This window comes from Pseudorhodobacter sp., assembly GCF_030452865.1.
In the GTDB taxonomy this organism is placed as follows: domain Bacteria; phylum Pseudomonadota; class Alphaproteobacteria; order Rhodobacterales; family Rhodobacteraceae; genus Pseudorhodobacter.
In genome coordinates, this window is sequence record NZ_JAKDLJ010000393.1 from 1 (window position 1) to 3,263 (window position 3,263).

The 3,263-nt window shown below is 60.6% G+C and carries 3 protein-coding genes; all 3 read left to right on the plus strand.

Annotated elements, in window-relative coordinates; genetic code table 11:
- A partial coding sequence (gene repC, locus L0H65_RS16925) for a plasmid replication protein RepC (protein ID WP_301460400.1) occupies positions 1 to 476 on the plus strand: 476 nt, incomplete at its 5' end.
- Positions 477 to 665: 189 nt separating this feature from the next.
- A complete protein-coding gene (locus L0H65_RS16930; RefSeq protein WP_301460401.1) occupies positions 666 to 2,834 on the plus strand; it encodes a ParB/RepB/Spo0J family partition protein in 2,169 nt (722 codons plus the stop codon).
- 100 nt (positions 2,835 to 2,934) lie between these two features.
- The coding region (locus L0H65_RS16935) for a hypothetical protein (RefSeq protein ID WP_301460402.1) at positions 2,935 to 3,263 on the plus strand (329 nt) is incomplete at its 3' end.

A 3,263-nucleotide genomic window follows, 5' to 3' on the forward strand; every position in this document is an offset into this window, starting at 1 on the left:
CCCAGTATGAGCGTCACCATCATAATTCAAATAAAGACTCCATAGATCTTGAACCTGCCTTAGAAAAAAGGCGGATGGCGGCTGTCGAGCCAGAGGCCCAACCCAGTGCGCTTGAGGAGACGGAAGAAGAACCAGATATGCGGCGGGCACCCAAGATCCCGCTTCATTTGGTTATCGCAGCTTGCCCGGAACTCAAAACCTTCTATCAGGGTGAGGTCCGGCACTGGCACCAGCTCTTCGATGCGGCATGCCACGTTCGGCCCGCAATGGGGATAAGTGCTTCTGCCTGGGAAGAGGCGCAGCGCTGCATGGGCCCCGAACAGGCAGCGATTGTCGTTGTCGCAATGCTTGAGCGCTTCGCAGAAATCAAATCCCCTGGCGGTTACTTGCGCGCGCTGACGGTAAAGGCGGCGGCAGGTGAGTTCTCCTGCGGACCTATGGTCATGGCTCTGATTGGTCGACGGAACGCGGCCTAGTGTTCACAGCTGTGAACCTTAATCCTATGCGTCACGGGTCAAGAGAGTTCACAGCTGTGAACTATGGACGCAGACCTCCGCAACGCACGATCCTAGGATCGGTAGGAGAGTTAAAGGTTTGTTGGTTTGAGGGTGACGGGAAGTGAGATCGGGAGAGTGGCTTCCGGCACCCGTCGTGGAGAATGTCTGATGACGAAAGCTGTCCAGAAAATCACCCTGTCACCATCGCGGGATATCCCCTTCGACAAGCTCGTGTTGAGCCAGTCCAATGTGCGTCGCATCAAGGCAGGCGTCTCGATTGACGAACTGGCCGAGGACATCGCGCGTCGCGGCCTGCTGCAGGGATTGAACGTAAGGCCTGTGGTCGATGCTGATGGCGTTGAAACCGGCATGTTCGAAATCCCGGCCGGTGGCCGTCGGTTTAAGGCGCTGTCGGTTTTGGTGAAGCAGAAGCGGCTGGCAAAGACCGCGCCGATCCCCTGCATCGTGCGGGACACTGCCTCGGAAATCCTCGCCGAAGATGATTCCCTCGCTGAAAACATCCAGCGCGTCGCTCTGCACCCGCTGGATCAGTTCCGCGCCTTTGTGGCGCTGCGGGAAAAAGGACAGAGCGAGGAAGCGATTGCGGCGGCCTTCTTCGTCGCGCCCCAGATCGTGAAACAGCGCCTCAAACTCGCCTCCGTGGCCCCTGCCCTGCTCGAAGTCTATTCCGAGGATGGCATGACGCTGGAACAGCTCATGGCCTTCACCGTCAACCCCGATCACGAGCGTCAGCTGCAGGTTTGGGATGCGATCACGTCATCTTGGAACAAGGAGCCCTTTCAAATCCGGCGCATGCTGACCGAGACCTCAGTTCGGGCATCCGACCGCCGTGCCGTGTTCGTGGGCGTTGAGGCCTACGAGGCGGCGGGTGGAACCATCCTGCGCGATCTCTTCCAGGGCGATGATGGCGGTTGGCTTGAGGACCCTGCCCTGCTCGATAGGCTGGTCGCTCAGAAGCTTCAGGCCGAAGCTGAGGCCATCGCCACCGAAGGTTGGAAATGGATCGAGGTCTCGACCGACCTGCCCTACGGCTACAGCCACGCGATGCGGGGTCTGAAAGGCGAGCCGATACCGATGACCGAGGGCGAGGGTGCGGATCACGCCAGACTTCTTGCCGAGTATCGGGCGCTGGAAGAGGAATACGAGGGCCAGGACGAACTTCCCGATGACATCGATGCCCGCCTTGGTGATCTCGAGGCCGCGATGGAAGCGCTCGACGTGCGTCCACTGATGTTTGACCCGATCGAGATCGCGCAGGCAGGGGCCTTCATCACGCTGGATCGTGATGGAAAGCTTGCTGTCTACCGCGGCTATATCCGGCCCGAGGATGAACGTCGGGAGCAGGTCGACGTTGGCGGTGATGGACTGCCGTCGACCGAGGGGCAGGGGAGCGATGGCGAGCAAGACTTAGGCGGCCATGGTGTCGGAACCATCATCACCTCGAATGGCCAGCTGCTCGGTGCCGACCTGCCGGAGGACGAGGATGATGGCGTCCTGAAGCCGCTGCCCGAGCGCCTGCTTATGGAGTTGACGGCCCATCGGACGCTGGCGTTGCGCGAGGCCATTGGTCGCTCGCCGGACGTCGCACTGACACTTCTGCTCCTGAAGCTGGTCACTGACACTTTCCGGACGTCAGGTGCTTCGGGCAGCTGCGTTGAGGTGTCTGTTCGGCACCTCTACTTGTCGGCGCAATCACCCGACTTGAAGGACAGCGTGGTGGCGAAGGCGGTGGACGCACGTCACGCGGCCTGGGAAGCGGACTTGCCGCTTGGCGATGATGCGGCACTCTGGGACTTCCTCACCGTCCTCGATCAGACCAGCCGGTTGTCTCTGCTGGCCCATTGCCTGAGCTTCGGCATCAACGCGCTCCACGAAAAGGTAAACCCCTATGGCGCGGGCATCTCGTCAAGTGGTCTGACCCGCCGCATGGCGCAGTCGGACATCGTAGCGCATGCTGTCGATCTCGATATGGTCGAGGCGGGCTGGGAGCCGACGGTCGACGGGTATTTGAACCGTGTCCCCAAGGTCCGCATCCTCGAGGCCGTGCGCGAGGCGAAAGGCGAGGGGACCGCGCAGCTTCTCGATCACCTGAAGAAGGGCGAGATGGCCACGGAGGCGGAACGCCTGCTGAAAGGCAGCGGTTGGTTGCCCGAGGTTCTGCGGCGTGCCGATCTGGTGGCACTGGACGCGGGCGCGGAAGGGCAGGGGGCTCCCGTCGGGGATGTTGAGTCAGATCAGGTCGAGAATATTGATCTGCCAGCGTTCCTTACTGCCGATCTCCCCGAGGAAAACGGATCGATGATGGCTGCGGAGTGATCTGAGCCATCCGAGGGCGGGGAAACTCGCCCTCAATTCATATATAAAGCAACAATATCAATAAGATGAATGAAAGAGCTTGCATTCAAAGTGAGGACTCATGTCTGCAACAATGATCATCGACAGCGTACCGCTTGGGTCGCTCATTCGCTACACTGACGGCAACCCAAAACCGCCTGCGCGCTTCACCAAGAAGCTCGCGGCGTGGGAGCGCTCGAACGGCCTCGGCCGCCTTGTGAAAAAGGAACCGCCACGGCCCTATGCGACCTGGACGGCTCCGGCTTCCTTCACGCTGCATGAGGGGAACTTCTCTTCGAACGGGGTCATCCTCGTCACCATCCTGCGCAGCCATTCGGCTGACAGCGCGTTGGTCTTCGAGGTGGCCGAGGAGCCGAAACCCGGGCAGGTCCGGGTGTTGCTGGAGTTCGG